The sequence below is a fragment of the Streptomyces panacea genome (assembly GCF_040560175.1).
Classification (GTDB): Bacteria; Actinomycetota; Actinomycetes; order Streptomycetales; family Streptomycetaceae; genus Streptomyces; species Streptomyces panacea.
The window spans coordinates 18,892-35,712 of sequence record NZ_JARJHW010000066.1 but is presented as its reverse complement, the minus strand read 5'-3'; the positions used below and the strand labels follow the sequence as shown (position 1 = coordinate 35,712).

Here is a 16,821-nt window from a genome sequence, read left to right as displayed (position 1 = left end):
GGCTCTTGGCGGGCGAGGAGCCCGGCGTCGGCGCGGGGGCCGTGGTGGGGGCCGTGGGCGGTGCGGGAGTGGGCGCCGTGGCGGGAGTGGGCGCCGTGGTCGTCGCCGGCGTGGACCCGTTGGATCCGTTGGATCCGGACCCGTTGCTCTCGGCAGCCGCCCGCGCGGCCGTCCCCGCCCCGTCCGCCGGCTTCTGCGGCGTGGCGGGCATCGCCTCGGCCCGGTCCGCGTGCGGATCGGGCTGTGCGGCGGCGAGTGGCTGGGCCTCGTCTGGCAAGAGCGCTCCTCGTGCGTTTCCGGGTCCCCCGGTCAGGTCCGGAACGGCCATGGTAACGACCTCGTGGCGCGACTGCTCACGGGACCGGTGCCCGCACGGGTTCCCGGGTGATGACAGCAGAACGCGGACGCTCCGGGTGGAATTCCCGGAGCGTCCGCTTTCGTCATGTTTCGTCACGCGGGCCTGACAGGGTCAGACCTTGATCAGCGCCTCCAGCGGAGCGCCCCGCAGATGCGGCTCCAGGCGTGCCCTGCCGTCGAGGAAGCCCAGCTCCAGCAGGACGGCCACGGCCACCACCTCGGCGCCGGCCCGGCGTACGAGTTCGACCGAGGCCTCGGCGGTGCCGCCGGTGGCGAGCACGTCGTCGATGACGATGACGCGGTCGCCCTCCCGCAGGTCCTCGGCGTGGACCTCCACCTCGGCGCTGCCGTACTCCAGGTCGTACGTCTGCGACAGCGTCGCACCCGGCAGCTTCCCCGCCTTGCGCACGGGGATGAAGCCGATGCCGGACCGGACCGCGACCGGCGCGGCCAGGATGAAGCCGCGCGCCTCCAGACCGACGATCTTCGTGGCACCGTGCCGTACGGCCAGCTCGGCCAGGGCGTCGGTGAGCGCCGTGAACGCCTTCGGATCCGCGAGCAGCGGCGTGATGTCCTTGAACATCACGCCCGGCTTCGGATAGTCGGGCACATCACGGATACGGCTGAGGAGCAGTTCCCTCGTGCTGTCGTCGGTCATCGACGCTTCCCCGACGGACGGCCCCGGCCACGGCCGCCGTGACTCCGGGGACCCGCGACCGCGGCGGCCGGGGTGTCCTGCGCCGGGGCCTCGTCGTCGCCGTCGTCCGGCTCGGCGTCCCTCGGCTCCTCGAAGCCCTCATCCGCGTAGTCGGGCGACTCGCCCTTGGCCGCGGCGGCCTTCCGCTTGGCCACTACGCGCTTCTTCAGTGCCTTTATCCGCGGCTCGCGCTCCTTGAGGTCGGCGACCAGCGGAGTGGCGATGAAGATCGACGAGTACGCACCCGCGGCGAGGCCGACGAACAGCGACAACGAGATGTCGTTCAGCATGCCGGCGCCGAGGACACCGCCACCGATGAAGAGCAGACCGGCGACCGGCAGCAGCGCGACCACGGTGGTGTTGATGGAACGCACCAGGGTGGAGTTGATGCTGCGGTTGGCGACCTCGCTGTAGGTGAAGCGCGTCTGCTTGGTGATGTCCTTCGACCCCTCCTTGAGGCTGTCGAAGACCACGACCGTGTCGTAGAGGGAGTAACCGAGAATGGTCAACAGACCGATCACCGTGCCCGGGGTGACCTCGAAGCCGACCAGCGCGTACACACCGACCGTGATCGTGAGGTCGTGGATCAGGGCGATCAGCGCCGCGACCGCCATTCTCCATTCGAAGGCGATCGCCAGATAGATCACCACCAGGATCATGAAGATCCCGAGACCCGTCCACGCCTTGTTGGCGATCTGCTTGCCCCAGCTCGGCCCGACCAGGTCGGCGTTGATCTTCTCCTGGGGGATGTCCAGATCCTTGGCGAGCTGCGTCTGGACCTTGTCGGCCTGCGCCGTGTTCAGCTCGGTGACCTGGATACGCAGGCCGCCGTTGCCGAGCTTCTGGACGATCGCGTCATGGCCGGAGGCCTTCTCCGCGTGGTCCTGCGCAGCCGCCACGGAGATGCTCGTCTTCGGGGTGTTGAAGACGGCACCACCCTTGAACTCGATGCCCATGTTGAGCCCGCGTACCGCCAGGCCCGCGATGGCCGCGATGGTGATGAGGATCGAGAGCGCGTACCAGAACTTGCGCTTCCCGACGAAGTCGTAGCCGACATCGCCGCGGTAGAGCCGGGCGCCGAGATCTCCGAGTCGCGACATCTCACGCCTCCTTCGGGTCGGTGGGGGCGCTGAGACGGCGGGGGCTGCGGCGCAACGGTGGTTTGGCTCCGAGGCGCTTCGGGTCGAGACCGGACCACGAGCCGCCGCCCGAGAAGAACTTCGTACGGGCGACCAGGGTCATGATCGGCTTCGTGAAGAAGAAGACGACGACGACGTCGAGGACCGTGGTCAGGCCGAGCGTGAACGCGAAGCCCTGCACCTTGCCGACGGTGACCGTGAACAGCACGGCCGCGGCGAGGAACGACACGAAGTCGGACACCAGGATCGTGCGCCGGGCACGCGGCCAGGCCCGTTCGACGGCGGGCTTGAGCGTACGGCCCTCTCTGATCTCGTCACGGATTCGTTCGAAGTACACGATGAACGAATCCGCGGTAATGCCGATCGCAACGATCGCACCACACACCGCGGGCAGGTTGAGGGCGAATCCGATACCCGGTCCGAGCAGGGTCATGATCGCGTACGTCATGACCGCCGAGGCCAGGAGGCTGATGATGGCGATCAGCGCGAGACCCCGGTAGTAGAGCACCAGGTAGATGATCACCAGCGCGAGGCCGATGGCGCCGGCGATCAGACCGGCGTGCAGCTGCTCACCGCCGAGCGCGGCGGTGACCGTGGTGACGGTCTCCTCACGGAAGGTGAGGGGCAGTGCGCCGTACGACAGGATGTTGCCCAGGTCCTGCGCGGACTCCTGGGTGAAGTTGCCGGAGATCTCGGCGTTGGCGCTCAGCGTCTGGCGCACCGAGGGCGCCGAGACGACCTCGCCGTCGAGGACGATGGCGAACTGGTTCTGCGGGGCCTGCTGCTGCGAGAGCTTGCTGGTGATCGCCTGGAACTTCTTCGAGCCGCCGCCCGTGAAGTCCATCTGGACGATCCACTGGCCGGTCTGCTGGTTGATGGTGGCGTTGGCGTCGTCGACGTCCTTGCCGCCCACCTCGGCCGGGCCGAGGATGTACTTCTCCCACACGCCGTCGTTCTCGCCGCAGGCGAGAGTCGGCTGGCTCGGCTTCGCGTTGTCGCCGAGGGCGCCCCTGGCCTTCTCGTTGGTGCAGTCGAGCGCCACGAAGTCGGCCTGGAGCTTCTCGGTGGCGGGGTCCGCGGGCGGCGTCGCGGGCTCGCTCGGCGCCGGGCTCTTGGAGCTGTCGGGCTTGCCGGAGCCGCTCGGAGTGGGCGTCGCGTCGGCCTTCAGGTCTGCCGTGAGGGCACGGCCCTGGGTCGTCTCCGAGGCGCTGGGAGCACCGGCGGCGGGCGGATCGGCCGACTCCGGCTTGTCGCTCTTGGAAGGACTCGGGCTCGGGCTCTCGCTCGAACCGGCGCTCGGGGTCGCGTCCGGCGGCGGCTGCTGCTGCTGGGCGGGGTCACCCGGTCCGAGGGTCAGGACCTGCCGGAAGTACAGCTGAGCGGTGGTGCCGACCTGCTCACGAGCCTGCTGGGAGTTCGTGCCCTTGGGGATGTTGACAATGATGTTGTCGGATCCCTGGGTCTGAACCTCGGCCTCCTGAACGCCGAGACCATTCACACGACGCTCGATGATGCCGACCGCGGTGTTCATGTTGGTCTCGTTGACCGCGTTCGCCTGGCCCGGCGAGCTCTTGGCCTTGAGCGTGATGGTCGTGCCGCCGGCGAGGTCGATACCGAGGCGCGGCGTGAGCTCGCCCGCCCCGAACATCCCGCCGACGAGGGCGATCATCGCGATCAGGAACAGGATCAGGGTGCGCCCCGGCTTTCCCGGGGCCCCCGTCTGCCTTCGGCCCTTCTGAGGTGCTGCCACCTTTTCGTTTCTCCCTGTCCGACCGCTCCACGCCGAGTGAGCGACGGAGCGGCAACGAAGTGATGTGGGGACCTGCCCACGCGAATGCCGACGTCGTCCGGGGACCGCGGTGCGCCTACGGGCGCGGCGCGGTGCCGGACGTGACTACTTCGCGCCGCTCTCGCCGTCGGCCTTGGCGTCCTTGGGCTCGACGGCCTTCTCGGCATCGACCTTGGGCGCGTCGGCGCCGGCCGTGGCGTCCGCCGTGGCGTCGGCCTCCGCGTCGTCGGGGCCGTCCTTCTTGCCCAGGTCGATCTTGGCCACATCGTCGTCCCCGGTCAGGGAGGAGGCGTCGTCGGGCACGACGGGACCGTCGACCTCGATGTCCTCTTCCTCGTCACCGTGGACGATGCGGTTGTACTCCGCGTCGGTGAGGACCGCGCCGATGGAGTTCTTCGCGTACACGGCGTGGACGGCCGGCGCGACCTCAAGGAGGACCGTGTCGTCGTGAACTTCCTTGACGGTGGCGTACATGCCGCCGATCGTCCGGACGCCGGTGCCGGGCTGCATCTCATTGCGCATCTGCGCAGCCGCCTGCTGCTTCTTCTTGGCGGACCGGGTCATCAGGAACATGGCCCCGATGAGCACGATGAAGGGGAGGAGGGTCACGAGACTCACGGGAGGGAACTTCCTTCGCACGACCGCGCTGTCGGGCGGCCTGATATACGGGGGCGGGTTAGCCGACTTTTAAGGGCGGCATCGGCGGAGTCTAAGCGAGTCCGCATCATTGGAACAACGCCCAGCATGGCACCGGGGTTCCTGCTGGAACGAATGCCCGCGTGCTCACGCCCCGAACAGCCCCGGTTGTCCGCTTGCGCCCGGGCTCCGCGGGGGCGGGGTGAGCCCCAGATGCGCCCAGGCGGCCGGTGTCGCGACCCGGCCGCGCGGTGTACGGGCGAGCAGTCCCTCCCGTACGAGGAAGGGCTCGGCGACCTCCTCGACCGTCTCGCGCTCCTCCCCCACCGCGACGGCGAGGGTCGAAAGGCCTACCGGGCCGCCGCCGAACAGCTTGAGCAGGGCCTGGAGCACCGCCCGGTCGAGGCGGTCGAGGCCCCGTTCGTCGACCTCGTACACCCGCAGGGCCACGGCGGCGATGTCGCGGTTGATGTAGCCCTCGGCCTTGACCTGCGCGTAGTCCCGGACCCGGCGCAGCAGACGGTTGGCGATACGGGGAGTGCCCCGGGAGCGCCCGGCGATCTCGGCGGCCCCCTCCGCGTCGATCTCCAGGTCGAGCAGGTGCGCGGAACGGTGGATCACCCGTTCCAGCTCGACGGGCTCGTAGAACTCCATCTGCGCGGTGAAGCCGAAGCGGTCGCGCAGCGGGGGCGGCAGCAGGCCGGCCCTGGTGGTGGCGCCGACCAGGGTGAACGGCGGCAGTTCCAGCGGGATGGCGGTGGCGCCGGGGCCCTTGCCGACGATGACGTCGACGCGGAAGTCCTCCATGGCCATGTAGAGCATTTCCTCGGCGGGCCGGGACATCCGGTGGATCTCGTCCAGGAAGAGGACCTCGCCCTCCTGGAGGGAGGAGAGGATCGCGGCGAGGTCGCCCGCGTGCTGGATGGCGGGGCCCGAGGTGATGCGGATCGGGGCGCCCATCTCGGCGGCGATGATCATGGAGAGGGTGGTCTTGCCGAGGCCCGGCGCGCCCGACAGCAGGACGTGGTCGGCGGTGGCGCCCCGGGCGAGGGCCGCCTTCAGGACGAGGTCGAGCTGTTCGCGTACGCGCTCCTGCCCGACGAACTCGTGCAGCGACTTGGGCCGCAGCGCCGCCTCGACCGCCTGGTCCTCCCCGTCGGCCGAGGCGGCGACGAGCCGGTCGGGTCCGTCGGGTCCGTCGGCGGCGCCCGTCGGCGGGGGGCCGCCTCCCGGCGTCCCGCTGCTGCTGTCGTCCCAGTTCACTGTGATTCACCTCGTGGAATCGGGACGTCCCTGGACGGTCCCGTGGAGTTCGGCCCCGGCGCGGGCCTGCCGGCGTGTGCGGTTCGGCCCGCGTCCGTGCTCGTGCCCGTGCCCGTCGACGTGGCCGGGTCGGCCCGTCCGGGTCAGCGTGTCCGGTTCAGCGACTGGAGCGCGGCCCGCAGAAGTCGCGGTACGGCCGGTGCCTCGCCGGCCTTGATCGCCTCCTCGGCCTGGGGCGTGACCAGCGCGACCGCCTCGTCGGCCTCCCTGGTCGCGTAGCCGAGGCCGATCAGGGCCGAGTGCAGCTGATCGTTCCAGGAGGCGGAGACGGGGGTGCCGATGCCCTGTCTGCCGATATGGGTGCCGACGGGCTCGCCGAGCCGGTCCTTCAGCTCCAGCAGCAGCTTCTGGGCGCCCCTCTTACCGATGCCGGGGACGGCGGTGAGTGTCTTCTCGTCACCCGTGGCGACGGCGAGGCGCAGGGTGTCGGGCGCGTGCACCGCGATCATCGCCTGGGCCAGCCGGGGACCGACACCGCTCGCGGTCTGGAGCAGCTCGAACGTCTGGCGCTCGTCGTCGTCGGCGAAGCCGTACAGCGTGAGCGAGTCCTCCCGGACGACCAGAGATGTGGCGATCTTCGCCTCCTGGCCGATCCGCAGCCCGGCGAGGGTGGCCGGGGTGCACTGGACCAGCATGCCGACGCCGCCGACCTCGATCACCGCGGAGGTCGGGGCGAGGGCGGCTACCGGGCCGCTGACGAAGGCGATCATCGGGGGACCTTCCGTACGGGTACGTGGCTGGTGGGGCGGGACGCCTTGGCCGCGGCGTGCGCCTGCTGGAGACGGTTGACGGCGGGGGCGCGCCAGATGTGGCAGATGGCCAGGGCAAGCGCGTCGGCGGCGTCGGCCGGCTTGGGCGGGGCGGCCAGCCGCAGCAGCCGGGTCACCATGGCGCCGACCTGTGCCTTGTCGGCGCGCCCGCTGCCCGTGACGGCGGCCTTGACCTCGCTGGGGGTGTGCAGGGCGACGGGGATGCCGCGGCGCGCGGCGCAAAGCATGGCGACAGCGCTGGCCTGGGCCGTCCCCATCACCGTACGGACGTTGTGCTGGCTGAACACCCGCTCCACGGCGACCAGTTCGGGCCGGTACTCGTCCAACCAGGCTTCCACGCCCTGCTCGATGGCGACCAGCCGTGGGCCGAGGTCCGCGTCGGCGGCCGTACGCACCACACCGACGCCGAGCATCGTCAACGGGCGTCCCGCGACGCCCTCGACGACGCCGACACCGCACCGCGTCAGTCCGGGGTCCACGCCCAGTACCCGCATCGCGCCCCTCCCCCTCACACTCTCGGTCCTGCTCGATCACACGTTCTGCCGGAGAGTCAGAACCCCTGATCAGCACAGTATCGGTCGGCACCGACAACGCGGCGGGCCGACGGGGGGTGTGTCCCCGTCGGCCCGCCGCGTACAACCGAGTTGGCGCCGGTGACCGCGCGCCGGTGCGCCCGCCGGTACGGCGCCGGACGTCAGGCGTCGACCTTCTCCATGACCTCGTCCGAGACGTCGAAGTTGGCGAAGACGTTCTGCACGTCGTCGCTGTCCTCCAGCGCGTCGATCAGCTTGAAGATCTTCCGTGCGCCGTCCTCGTCCAGCTCGACCTGCATGGTCGGCACGAAGTTGGTGTCGGCGGAGTCGTAGTCGATGCCGGCGCCCTGGAGCGCCGTGCGGACCTCGACCAGGTCGGTGGCCTCGCTGAGCACCTCGTAGGACTCACCCAGGTCGTTGACCTCCTCGGCGCCCGCGTCGAGGACCGCGCCCAGGACCTCGTCCTCGCCCAGCCCGCTCTTGGGGACGATCACGACGCCCTTGCGGTGGAACAGGTACGACACGGACCCGGGGTCTGCCATCGAGCCGCCGTTGCGGGTCATCGCGACGCGGACGTCGGAGGCGGCGCGGTTGCGGTTGTCGGTCAGGCACTCGATGAGAACGGCGACACCGTTGGGCCCGTAACCCTCGTACATGATCGTCTCGTAGTCGGCGCCACCGGCCTCCAGGCCGGCGCCGCGCTTGACGGCCGAGTCGATGTTCTTGTTCGGCACCGAACTCTTCTTCGCCTTCTGGATGGCGTCGAAAAGGGTCGGATTACCGTCGACGTCGGCGCCTCCGGTGCGGGCCGCGACCTCGATGTTCTTGATCAGCTTCGCGAAGAGCTTGCCGCGCTTGGCATCGATCACGGCCTTCTTGTGCTTCGTCGTAGCCCATTTAGAGTGGCCGGACATCTGCCTGTCTCCTTCGCGTAACCAATCCTGCTCCGTTCGGCAGAGATCCTACCGGGATCCCCTCACCCCGCGGAGCGCACCATCTCCGTGAAGAAGCCGTGCAGCCGGTGGTCGCCGGTGAGTTCCGGGTGGAACGCCGTCGCGAGCGCGTTGCCCTGCCGTACGGCGACGACATGCCCGCCGTGCTCGGCGAGCACCTCGACCTCGGCGCCGACGGACTCGACCCACGGCGCCCGGATGAAGACCCCGTGCACGGGTCCGACACCCACGACGTCGACGGCCGCCTCGAAGGACTCGTTCTGCCGTCCGAAGGCGTTCCTGCGGACGATCATGTCGATGCCGCCGACGGTCTCCTGTCCGGAGCGCGGGTCGAGGATCTTCTCGGCGAGCAGGATCAGGCCGGCGCAGGTGCCGTAGACCGGCATCCCCGCGCGTACGCGTGTCCGCAGCGGCTCCAGCATCCCGAAGAGGACGGCCAGTTTGGACATGGTGGTCGACTCGCCGCCGGGGATCACCAGGCCGTCCACGGCGGCCAGTTCGTCCGGCCGCCGTACGGTCGTGGGCACCGCGCCGGCCGCCGCCAGGGCGGCCAGGTGCTCCCGTACGTCGCCCTGGAGGGCCAGGACGCCGATCAACGGGCCGCGCGCGGCGCCCTGGTCACCAGCCACGGTTCGCGTAGTGCTCGGACGCGGGCAGGGTGTCGATGTTGATGCCGACCATGGCCTCGCCGAGGTTGCGCGAGGCGTCCGCGACGACCTTGGGGTCGTCGAAGAAGGTGGTGGCCTTGACGATGGCGGCGGCGCGCTTGGCGGGGTCGCCGGACTTGAAGATGCCGGAGCCGACGAAGACGCCCTCGGCGCCGAGCTGGCGCATCAGCGCGGCGTCCGCCGGGGTGGCCACGCCGCCCGCGGAGAACAGCACGACGGGCAGCTTGCCCAGCTCGGCGACCTCCTTGACGATCTCGTACGGGGCGCGCAGCTCCTTCGCGGCGGCGTACAGCTCGTTGTTGTCGTAGCCGCGCAGCCGGGCGATCTCGTTCTTGATCTGGCGCAGGTGACGGACGGCCTCGACGACGTTGCCGGTGCCGGCCTCTCCCTTGGAGCGGATCATCGCCGCGCCCTCGGCGATACGGCGCAGGGCCTCGCCCAGGTTGGTCGCGCCACAGACGAACGGCGTGGTGAAGGCCCACTTGTCCGCGTGGTTGACCTCGTCGGCCGGGGTCAGTACCTCGGACTCGTCGATGTAGTCGACGCCGAGGGACTGGAGGACCTGGGCCTCCACGAAGTGGCCGATGCGGGACTTGGCCATCACCGGGATCGAGACGGCCTCGATGATGCCCTCGATCATGTCGGGGTCGGACATCCGCGCGACGCCGCCGTCCTTACGGATGTCGGCGGGAACCCGCTCCAGCGCCATCACGGCGACCGCGCCGGCGTCCTCGGCGATCTTCGCCTGGTCGGGCGTGACGACATCCATGATCACGCCGCCCTTGAGCTGCTCGGCCATGCCGCGCTTGACGCGCGCGGTGCCGGTCTCGGGGTTCTGGCTGGTGCTGGGAAGCGTGGTGGACACGGTGAGAACCTCACTGGGGAACTGGGACGGGAGCGGTTCGACGAGGTGAGCAAACCTCTCCGGACCAGTCCACAGCAAGGGCCAATGAAAGGCCGGTGGATCGTTCTCGCGGCCCCTTTCGCGGCTTCCCTTAGGTCGGCGCCGTCCGCCCGCAGGCCAAGCGGGACTTCGAAGACACGACCTAGGTACCCGGGCGGTCGGCGAGCGCGACCGGCGGCTCGTCGTCCATCTCGAACGCGAGGGGGAACGGCGCGTGGCCGGCGAGCCGGAACCAGCGGACCGTGCGGTGCCTGCGCAGGGCGCGGGCCGCGCGTACGGAGTCGTTGTGGAAGCGCCGGGCCATGGGCACCCGGCGTACGGCGGCGGCCAGCTCGGTCGCGGCCTCCTCGCCGCCCGGGGCGGCCCGTACCGCCTCGACCTGCGCGACCTCCCCGAAGATGGCCCGCAGCGCCTCGCTCAGCTCGCTCTCGGCCACTTCGCGCAGCTCCTCCTCGGCCTGGCGGGCGGCGTGCGCGCCCTGGTAGAGCACGATCGAGGCCGCGGGATCGAGGACGCCCGCGGTGGCCAGTTCCTGGGCGACCGAGGCGCGGCGCAGCAGTTGGGCGTCGAGGGAGGCCCGTGCGGCGTCGATCCGCGAGTGCAGTCGGTCGAGGCGGCCGGCGGTCCAGCTGAGGTACAGGCCGATCGCCAGCAGCCCGGCGAAGATCCAGATCAGGGTTTCGGTCACGAACGGCAGGCTACTGGTGGCGGGGCCCGTCGCCCCCACCCCGCCCCTTCCCGGAACCGGGGACGGGCCCCGGACCGCGAGCCCGCCCCGCGAGGTGTCCTCGCTTCGCCGGACGGGCTCGGTGCGCCCTCAGTCGCGGGCCGCCAGGCCGAAGCGGGCGCGGAGGCCCACTCGTTCGTCCGTGGCCACGGACGCCGCGCCGTCGGTCACCGTCTCGTAGACGGCCAGGATGTCCGCCCCCACCGTCGCCCAGTCGAACCGCCGCACATGCGCGCTGCCGCGTTCCCGCAGTCCCTCGCGGCGCTCCGGGTCCCCCAGGAGCCGTACCGCCGCCTCCGCCAGCGCGTCCGCGTCCTCGTTGGCGAACAGTTCCCCGGCCGCGCCCTGGTCCAGGACCTGCGCGAACGCGTCCAGGTCGCTCGCCAGCACCGCCGCGCCCGCGGACAGTGCCTCGACCAGGACGATGCCGAAGCTCTCGCCGCCCGTGTTGGGCGCCACGTACAGGTCGACGCTGCGCAGCAGCCGCGCCTTGTCCTCGTCGCTGACCATGCCGAGGAATTCGACGCGCTCGCGCATCTCCTCGGGAAGCGACTCCACGGCCTCCTTCTCGTCACCGCGCCCGGCGACCAGCAGCCTGGTCTCCGGCAGGCTTTCGAGGATCTTCGGCAGGGCCCTCATCAGGACGGGCAGCCCCTTGCGGGGTTCGTCGATGCGCCCTATGAAGCCGATCGTGCCGCCCTGCCACTCGGGGTTGACCCCGGCCTCGGCGAAGAAGTCGACGTCGACGCCGTTGGGGATGACGACCGCGTCGCCGCCCAGGTGCTCGACCAGCGTGCGCCGCGCGTACTCGCTCACGGCGATCCGCGCGCTTATCTTCTCCAGCGCCGGCTGGAGGATCGGGTACGCGGCGAGCATCACGCGCGAGCGCGGGTTCGACGTGTGGAACGTCGCGACGATCGGCCCCTGCGCCGCCCAGCAGGCGAGCAGCCCGAGCGAGGGCGCCGTGGGCTCGTGGATGTGGATGACGTCGAAGGTGCCGTCGTGCAGCCAGCGCCGTACCCGGGCCGCCGCGAGGAAGCCGAAGCTCAGCCGGGCGACGGAACCGTTGTACCGGACGGGCACGGCCCCGCCGGCGGGGACCACGAACGGCGGGAGCGGCGTCTCGTCGTCGGCGGGCGCGAGCACCGAGACGTCGTGGCCCAGCCGGATCAGGTGGTCCGCGAGATCCCTGATGTGGAACTGCACTCCGCCCGGTACGTCCCAGGAGTACGGGCAGACGATGCCGATCTTCACCCGGTACCCCCGGCACTCGCGGTGTTCTCCGCACTCCCGGTGCTCTCCGCGGGACGTGGTTCGAGGTCGGCGAGCCAGAGACGCTGGAGCATGTGCCAGTCCTCCGGGTGCTCCGCGATGCCGACGGCGAACTTGTCCGCCACGGCCTGTGTCATCACGGACGACTTCTCGGCGCGCCTGCCCGTCTCCGGCACCTCGACGGCCGGATACACCGTTCCGCGCATGAGCTTGGACCCATCGAAGTGGAGCTCGACCGGGAAGAGCAGCGCCCCGGTCTGCTGCGCCAGCATCGCGGGCCCGGCCGGCATCCGGGTCTTCTCACCGAAGAACGTCACCTCGACGCCCGACGCGGACAGATCACGGTCGGCGACCAGACACACCAGTCCGCCGGCCCGCAGCCGCCTGGCGAGCGTCCCGAAGGCGCTGCCTCCGGTGTGCGGCAGCACCTCCATACCGAGGCTCTCGCGGTAGGCGACGAAGCGGTCGAAGAGCGATTCGGGCTTGAGCCGTTCCACGACGGTGGTGAAAGGAACGCCGATCCCCCGGGTCAGCCACGCCCCGGCGAGGTCCCAGTTGGCCATGTGCGGCAGGGCCAGCACGACGCCCCGCCCGCTCTCCAGGCCCTCCGTCAGCAGATGGATGTCCTTGATCTCGACGCTGTCCCGCACCCGCTCGTCGCTCCAGACCGGCAGCCTGAACGACTCCATCCAGTACCGCATGTACGAGCGCATGCCGGCCTTCGACAGCTCCCGGAGGCGTTCGGGGCTCGCGTCCGGCACCACGCGGGCCAGATTCGACTCCAGCCGCAGGACGTTGGTGCCGCGCCGCTTCCACACGGTGTCGGCGATGGTCCTGCCGAGCGCGGCGGCAGCCGGTTCGGGGAGTTTCTTCACGGTGCTCCAGCCGACTCCGTAGAGGGCGTCGGCGAGCCGGTCCCGCCCGCCGCTCATGAAGTCGCCCCGGTCGCGCCGGCGGCCCCGCTCGCGTTGGCCGCGTCCGCCTCGGCGGACTCGCGCCGTACGGTCACCACGCGCTGTCCGAGTGTCACCAGACTGCCCGCGGCCACCACCCACAGCGCGATCGGCAGCAGGATCTCGATCCCGGGCACACCGAACGTCTTGTGCATCCCGGCGAGACCCGCCGCCACCAGGGAGATGACGAGGCGCTCGGCCCGCTCGATGAGCCCGTTGACCGCCACAGGCAGCCCTATCGACTCGCCTCGGGCCTTCGTGTACGAGACGACCTGGCCGCTCGCCAGACAGAAGATCGACACGGCGCACAGCACGTTGTTGTCGCCCGTCCCCGCGTACCAGAGCGCGAATCCGCCGAAGACCGCGCCGTCGGCGACCCGGTCGAGCGTGGAGTCGAGGAACGCCCCCCACCGGCTGGAGATCCCGGCCTGCCGCGCCATGTTGCCGTCGACGAGGTCGGAGAAGACGAAGAGCGTGATGACGACGGTGCCCCAGAAGAACTCTCCGCGGGGGAAGAAGAACAGCGCTCCCGCCATCACTCCCGCCGTACCGATGAGCGTCACAGCGTCGGGACTCACCCCCCGGCGGAGCAGAAACGCGGCGAACGGGGTGAGGACACGCGTAAAGAATGCACGCGCGTACTTGTTCAGCATGGCCTTCCCGACGGTCGGTTGGGCAGGCGGCCCCATCGGCCACCGGCTGGCCCATCGTAGCCAGGACCGAGGCCCTCCACCGCCGGGGCGCCCAGCTCGGGCACGACGGGCCCGCCCGCCCGGCGTGACGTACGGCGACTCGTCCGGCACGAGGTGATCCCGCCCCCACCTGGCGGACCGGTTCCGGGCAGGCACTGGCGCCGCTGTGGGCCTGCGCCCGCGCGGCGGCGTGGGGGTGCGGGGCCGGATTCTCCCTGACGCGGAGAGCGTGCCCCGGTTACGCTGTTGTGCGCCCCAGCTCAGCAGGTGTGCGGGGCGCGGTAGTTGGGAAAAGGGCGCAGCAGCGGATGCTCGCGGCGATGGGGGCGGACAGTGGCGCACGAAGGATTCGATTTCTCTCCTGGAGCTCAGGTTCCGCTCCAGGGGTCGGCGGGTCAGACGGCGGCGACGCATGCCCTGGCCTCGGCGGCTTACCGCGACAGTCCGGTGGAGGAGATCCTCAAGGCGGACAGCGAATGGCACAAGTCCTCGGTGAGCAAGGGCAAGGTGTCGCTCTTCGAGCCGAATCTGGGCGAGGCGTTCGCGCGGGCGGTGCAGACGCGGATGCTGGGCGGTGGGCGGGGCGACCTCATCCAGTCCTTCGGCATGGAACCGCAGACGGTGGTCGAGCACGCGCTGGCGGCGTCCCGCATCCGTAAGGAGCGTGACACCCGGCTGACCCTCGTGACCGTCCTGTTCGGCCTGCTGTTCCTGCCGGGGACGCTGCTGTGGATCGGTGTCTTCCAACTGCGCAGGACGCTGGCGGGGGCGAAGGACAAGAAGGCCGGGGCGATCGGCGGCGCGCTGCTGCTCGGCGTCGCGGCACTGGCCGTGGTCTTCCTGGTGGCGCTGCCGTTCACGGGCTTCCTCGGCTGGTATCTGCGCGGTGTGATCATCGCGCCCGTGATCGGCTGGCTGCTGGCCAAGCGGATCTGCGAGACGACGGCGAAGGATCTGCGCGAGCGCTGGAGCGACCTCCTGGCGGGCGGCGGCCTCGGCGCCAAGGTGCCCGAGGCGGTGCCGGGTCATCCCGACGAGACCGCGCGGGAGGAGTTGCGCAGCGGGCTGGAGAAGCTGACGGCCGAGCAGCGGTCCAACTCGCTCTTCTACGCGGGCCCCAAGGGGATATTGGGCATGGGGACCCGGTGGGGCAGCTGGCAGCTCGCGGAGGAGCTGGTTCCCAAGGAGGCCGGCAAGGACATCCACCAGTTCCGCAGCTACGACGTGATACGCGCCATGCACGACCAGTTGAAGATGCTGGAGCGCGGCCCGCTCAACTCCGGTGGTTTCCCCAAGCCCGAGGTGAAGCACTGGATCGTGCGGCCGGTCGGCGAGAACGCGGGGTCGGTGAGCCGGCCGGGGGGCCAGGACGTGGAGGCGTACCAGGTCAAGGGCCACGAGATACAGCGGATCTGCAACCACCAGCAGTTCGGCGCCGGTGACCGGCACTATCTGGGCGTGCAGTTCGTGCTCTGGGACGGTCAGTTGATCATCACGATGATGATCACGGTGACGGTGCTGCACGAGACGCTGCGCATCGAGGTGACCGGCCACGCGCTGGGCCCGGTCCACTCCCTCTTCACCTCGAAGCCGTCGCCCAAGACGGTGACGACGGCCAAGACCGTCAGGTTCTGGGAGACCACGACCCGCACTCTGCCGCTGGTGGAGCCGCGCGAGGCGGTGCGGCTCGCCATCCGCGCCCCGTTCACCTGGTATCCGCCGATCCTCGACTTCCTCGGCGGGAAGCTCTCGCTGCCCGAGCCGTTCGGCCTGCGGCACGCGTGGGCGGAGAAGCCGTGGCGCCACCGCTTCATGGCCGACGACGCGATGCGCGCGGCCACGCCGGTGCTGCGGGTGGCGCACACGGCGGCCCTGCGCGTACTGAGCGAGAACGGCGTGGACACCGAGCGCTTCGGCAACCGCTCCTCGTTCCTCAGCGGCGCGGTCCAGGACCCGTCACCGAGGAAGGTCGACGTGTACGACGCGTAGGTTCTGGCCGGGCGGTCGTGCCGGGCCGGCACGACCGCCCGGCCAGGACCCGGGGCCTACGGCGTGTCCGTGGACGGCCAGGCGTCCGCCAGCATCGCCCTTGTGTCGGCGAGCAGTTGGGGCAGCACCCTGGTGTGGGCGATGACCGGCATGAAGTTGGCGTCGCCGCCCCAGCGCGGCACCAGGTGCTGGTGCAGATGGGCGGCGATACCGGCCCCGGCGACGGTGCCCTGGTTCATGCCGATGTTGAAGCCGTGCGCCCCGGAGGCCGTACGCAGCGCGGTCATCGCCCGCTTGGTGAACGCCGCCAGCTCGACGGTCTCGGCCTCGTCCAGCTCCGTGTAGTCGGCGACGTGCCGGAACGGCACGACCATGAGATGCCCGCCGTTGTACGGATACAGGTTCAGCACCGCGTAGACCGACTCGCCGCGGGCGATGACGAGCCCGTCCTCGTCGGACTTGCGCGGGATGGAGCAGAAGGGACAGCCGTCGTCCGCGTTCGGGCCGGTGGGCTTGTTCTCGCCCTGGATGTAGGCCATCCGGTGGGGCGTCCACAGGCGCTGGAACGCGTCCGGGGTGCCCACTCCGATCTGCTGCTCCGGCTCACTCGTCATGCTGTGCAGCATATGACTTCGGCCCGGTGGAGCGTGTCGCCGGGCCCGCCCGCGGACGCCCCCGCCATGCTGGCGCGATGCGTGTCCGGAACCGAACAGAACGGCGGCGCGAGTGGGAGCGGCGTGCCGAACTGCCGATGCTCTTCGGCTCACCGCTCTTCCTCGCCTGTTACGCGGTGTGCGTGCTGAACACCAGCAGCGACCCTCTCGCGCGCGACGTGGCGCTGACCGTCCTGTTCACCGTCTGGGGGCTGTTCGCGGTGGACTACGCGGTGCGTCTGGTGCTGAGCGGCCAGGGAGCGCGCTTCGTCACGGCGCACTGGCTGGACACGGTCGTCCTGCTGCTGCCCCTGCTGCGCCCGGTGCGGATCGTCAACACGTACGTGGCGCTCCAGCGCCGCCGCGACCAGCCCCGGCTGAGCCTGTACGGCCGGGTGATGGCGTACGCGGGGGTGACGGCCGCGCTGCTGAGCTTCGCCGCGGCGCTCGCGGTCTATCAGCAGGAGCGCGGGGCGCCGGGTGCCACGATCAAGACGTTCGGGGACTCGGTGTGGTGGGCCTGCTCGGCGATCACGACGGTCGGGTACGGCGATGTCACCCCGGTGACGCCGCTGGGCCGGCTGTTCGCGGTCGTCCTGATGATCTGCGGGCTGGCGCTGCTGGGCGCGGTGACCGGTTCGTTCTCCTCCTGGCTGGTCCAGGTCTTCGGCCGGGAGGACCGGGCGAGCCGGGCGGAGCGGGGAGGCCCGCCCCCGGACGACGTACGGCCCCCGGGAGGCTGACGCCTCTCCGGGGGCCGTGGATC

18 protein-coding genes are annotated in these 16,821 nt (G+C 70.6%); 2 read left to right on the top strand and 16 right to left on the bottom strand.

Annotation, left to right across the window (positions count from 1 at the left end; genetic code table 11):
* From P3L51_RS17775 to pgsA, 15 genes are all read right to left on the bottom strand, one after another.
* The coding region (locus P3L51_RS17775; RefSeq protein ID WP_435594472.1) for a hypothetical protein at positions 1-277 on the bottom strand (277 nt) is incomplete at its 3' end.
* A gap of 192 nt (positions 278-469) precedes the next feature.
* Complete coding sequence (locus P3L51_RS17770; protein ID WP_354606221.1) at positions 470-1,015, bottom strand: adenine phosphoribosyltransferase; 546 nt, start codon at positions 1,013-1,015, stop codon at positions 470-472.
* Positions 1,012-2,154 (bottom strand): protein translocase subunit SecF, encoded by a 1,143-nt coding sequence (secF, locus tag P3L51_RS17765; protein WP_354606220.1) that lies wholly within the window; start codon positions 2,152-2,154, stop codon positions 1,012-1,014. Before secF ends, P3L51_RS17770 begins: the two co-directional genes overlap by 4 nt.
* Position 2,155: 1 nt before the next feature.
* Positions 2,156-3,943, bottom strand: coding sequence for a protein translocase subunit SecD (secD, locus tag P3L51_RS17760; protein ID WP_354606219.1), 1,788 nt, complete (start codon positions 3,941-3,943; stop codon positions 2,156-2,158).
* A gap of 144 nt (positions 3,944-4,087) precedes the next feature.
* Positions 4,088-4,600, bottom strand: a complete 513-nt coding sequence (gene yajC, locus P3L51_RS17755; RefSeq protein WP_354606218.1) for a preprotein translocase subunit YajC — start codon at positions 4,598-4,600, stop codon at positions 4,088-4,090.
* A 165-nt stretch (positions 4,601-4,765) separates the two neighbouring features.
* A complete protein-coding gene (gene ruvB / locus P3L51_RS17750; protein ID WP_354606217.1) occupies positions 4,766-5,881 on the bottom strand; it encodes a Holliday junction branch migration DNA helicase RuvB in 1,116 nt (371 codons plus the stop codon).
* A gap of 143 nt (positions 5,882-6,024) precedes the next feature.
* Complete coding sequence (gene ruvA, locus P3L51_RS17745) at positions 6,025-6,651, bottom strand: Holliday junction branch migration protein RuvA (RefSeq protein ID WP_354606216.1); 627 nt, start codon at positions 6,649-6,651, stop codon at positions 6,025-6,027.
* A complete protein-coding gene (ruvC, locus tag P3L51_RS17740; RefSeq protein WP_354606215.1) occupies positions 6,648-7,205 on the bottom strand; it encodes a crossover junction endodeoxyribonuclease RuvC in 558 nt (185 codons plus the stop codon). Before ruvC ends, ruvA begins: the two co-directional genes overlap by 4 nt.
* A 200-nt stretch (positions 7,206-7,405) precedes the next feature.
* Positions 7,406-8,158 carry a YebC/PmpR family DNA-binding transcriptional regulator gene (locus tag P3L51_RS17735; RefSeq protein WP_354606214.1) on the bottom strand — a complete coding sequence of 251 codons (753 nt, stop codon included), beginning with the start codon at positions 8,156-8,158 and terminating at the stop codon, positions 7,406-7,408.
* Positions 8,159-8,220: 62 nt separating this feature from the next.
* Positions 8,221-8,826, bottom strand: a complete 606-nt coding sequence (gene pdxT, locus P3L51_RS17730) for a pyridoxal 5'-phosphate synthase glutaminase subunit PdxT (protein WP_354606213.1) — start codon at positions 8,824-8,826, stop codon at positions 8,221-8,223.
* Complete coding sequence (gene pdxS / locus P3L51_RS17725; protein ID WP_354606212.1) at positions 8,816-9,730, bottom strand: pyridoxal 5'-phosphate synthase lyase subunit PdxS; 915 nt, start codon at positions 9,728-9,730, stop codon at positions 8,816-8,818. The genes pdxT and pdxS overlap by 11 nt, the downstream gene beginning before the upstream one ends.
* 181 nt (positions 9,731-9,911) lie before the next feature.
* Positions 9,912-10,457 (bottom strand): hypothetical protein, encoded by a 546-nt coding sequence (locus P3L51_RS17720; RefSeq protein WP_354606211.1) that lies wholly within the window; start codon positions 10,455-10,457, stop codon positions 9,912-9,914.
* Positions 10,458-10,586: 129 nt separating this feature from the next.
* A complete protein-coding gene (locus tag P3L51_RS17715; RefSeq protein ID WP_354606210.1) occupies positions 10,587-11,750 on the bottom strand; it encodes a glycosyltransferase family 4 protein in 1,164 nt (387 codons plus the stop codon).
* Complete coding sequence (locus P3L51_RS17710) at positions 11,747-12,700, bottom strand: phosphatidylinositol mannoside acyltransferase (RefSeq protein WP_354606209.1); 954 nt, start codon at positions 12,698-12,700, stop codon at positions 11,747-11,749. Before P3L51_RS17710 ends, P3L51_RS17715 begins: the two co-directional genes overlap by 4 nt.
* Positions 12,697-13,374, bottom strand: coding sequence for a phosphatidylinositol phosphate synthase (pgsA, locus tag P3L51_RS17705; protein WP_354606208.1), 678 nt, complete (start codon positions 13,372-13,374; stop codon positions 12,697-12,699). Before pgsA ends, P3L51_RS17710 begins: the two co-directional genes overlap by 4 nt.
* Before the next feature lie 372 nt (positions 13,375-13,746).
* Here pgsA and P3L51_RS17700 point away from each other — a divergent pair, with 372 nt between their 5' ends.
* On the top strand, positions 13,747-15,402 hold the full coding sequence (locus P3L51_RS17700) for an AbeC-like domain-containing protein (RefSeq protein ID WP_354606207.1): 1,656 nt from the start codon (positions 13,747-13,749) through the stop codon (positions 15,400-15,402).
* Positions 15,403-15,458: 56 nt separating this feature from the next.
* Here P3L51_RS17700 and P3L51_RS17695 read toward each other — a convergent pair whose 3' ends face one another.
* Entirely contained in the window at positions 15,459-16,028 is a 570-nt protein-coding gene (locus P3L51_RS17695) for an HIT family protein (RefSeq protein ID WP_354606206.1), read from the bottom strand.
* A gap of 65 nt (positions 16,029-16,093) precedes the next feature.
* On the opposite strand from P3L51_RS17695, the gene P3L51_RS17690 reads away from it, so the two are divergent.
* A complete protein-coding gene (locus P3L51_RS17690) occupies positions 16,094-16,798 on the top strand; it encodes a potassium channel family protein (protein WP_354606205.1) in 705 nt (234 codons plus the stop codon).
* The last annotated feature ends 23 nt before the right edge of the window (positions 16,799-16,821 follow it).

Bases quoted from the DNA above. Each gene is read 5' to 3' on its own strand.
- P3L51_RS17735 (WP_354606214.1), bottom strand. From the start codon at position 8,158: ATGTCCGGCCACTCTAAATGGGCTACGACGAAGCACAAGAAGGCCGTG.
- pgsA (WP_354606208.1), bottom strand. From the start codon at position 13,374: ATGCTGAACAAGTACGCGCGTGCATTCTTTACGCGTGTCCTCACCCCG.
- ruvA (WP_354606216.1), bottom strand. From the start codon at position 6,651: ATGATCGCCTTCGTCAGCGGCCCGGTAGCCGCCCTCGCCCCGACCTCC.
- P3L51_RS17690 (WP_354606205.1), top strand. From the start codon at position 16,094: ATGCGTGTCCGGAACCGAACAGAACGGCGGCGCGAGTGGGAGCGGCGT.
- P3L51_RS17710 (WP_354606209.1), bottom strand. From the start codon at position 12,700: ATGAGCGGCGGGCGGGACCGGCTCGCCGACGCCCTCTACGGAGTCGGC.
- P3L51_RS17695 (WP_354606206.1), bottom strand. From the start codon at position 16,028: ATGCTGCACAGCATGACGAGTGAGCCGGAGCAGCAGATCGGAGTGGGC.
- ruvC (WP_354606215.1), bottom strand. From the start codon at position 7,205: ATGCGGGTACTGGGCGTGGACCCCGGACTGACGCGGTGCGGTGTCGGC.
- secF (WP_354606220.1), bottom strand. From the start codon at position 2,154: ATGTCGCGACTCGGAGATCTCGGCGCCCGGCTCTACCGCGGCGATGTC.
- P3L51_RS17770 (WP_354606221.1), bottom strand. From the start codon at position 1,015: ATGACCGACGACAGCACGAGGGAACTGCTCCTCAGCCGTATCCGTGAT.